Below are 644 nucleotides of genomic sequence, written 5' to 3'. Positions count from 1 at the left end.
TCCTCGCGGCCGCGCTCGTGGGCGCGCCGTTCCTCCGCACCGGCGCGGGACGGCGCGCGTTCGGCGTCCTCGCCGGCGGGAGGGGGACGCGCAACCGGGTGTTCGCGGCGTACGCCGGGTTCGCCGTCGCGTACGCCGCGACGGTGCTCGCCGTCGGCGCCGTCGTCGCACCGACCGACCCGTTCGACCGGACGGTGACGCTCTGCTGGCCGTTCTCGCCGGGCGTCGCCGCCGTCACCGTCTGGCTCCCCTCGATGGGGACCGAGTGGCGCGACGCCGACCGGCGCGTCGAGGACACCCTGGCGTGGGCGGCGTTCGTCGCCGCGTTGACCGCGACGGCGGCGGTCGGGTGGCTGCTGCTCGACGGCCCGTAGGCGCCGGAGAGCCGCCGGTCGCGGTCGCGTTTCGGGCGGCGACCCACGCCGTTCCCGGTCCCCGGTCGCGGTCTCAGTCGGCGGCGGTCGCGCCGCCGCCGGAGTCGACGGCGTACAGCCGCGTCACGTCGACGAGCGCCTTGCGGTACTCGCTCTCGGAGGGGTCGGCCGCGAGCGTGCGGAACGCGCGGACGAACGCCCGGAGGTCGACGCCAGGCGCGTCGCCCGCGGCCACGTCCGCGAGGTCGTACAGCCGGTGGTCGCGGTCGG

2 protein-coding genes are annotated in these 644 nt (G+C 77.8%); one reads left to right on the top strand and one right to left on the bottom strand.

Annotated elements, in window-relative coordinates; translation table 11 throughout:
• On the top strand, nucleotides 1-374 hold a 374-nt coding region (locus K933_RS18480), incomplete at its 5' end, for a hypothetical protein (RefSeq protein WP_023395858.1).
• A 73-nt stretch (nucleotides 375-447) separates the two neighbouring features.
• Here the strand turns inward: K933_RS18480 and K933_RS16305 are convergent.
• Nucleotides 448-644, bottom strand: a 197-nt coding sequence (locus K933_RS16305; protein WP_023395857.1) for a DUF5781 family protein, incomplete at its 5' end; no start/stop codon positions are given.

This window comes from Candidatus Halobonum tyrrellensis G22 (assembly GCF_000495475.1).
GTDB lineage: Archaea > Halobacteriota > Halobacteria > Halobacteriales > Haloferacaceae > Halobonum > Halobonum tyrrellense.
This window is presented reverse-complemented; position numbering and strand designations above follow the sequence as displayed.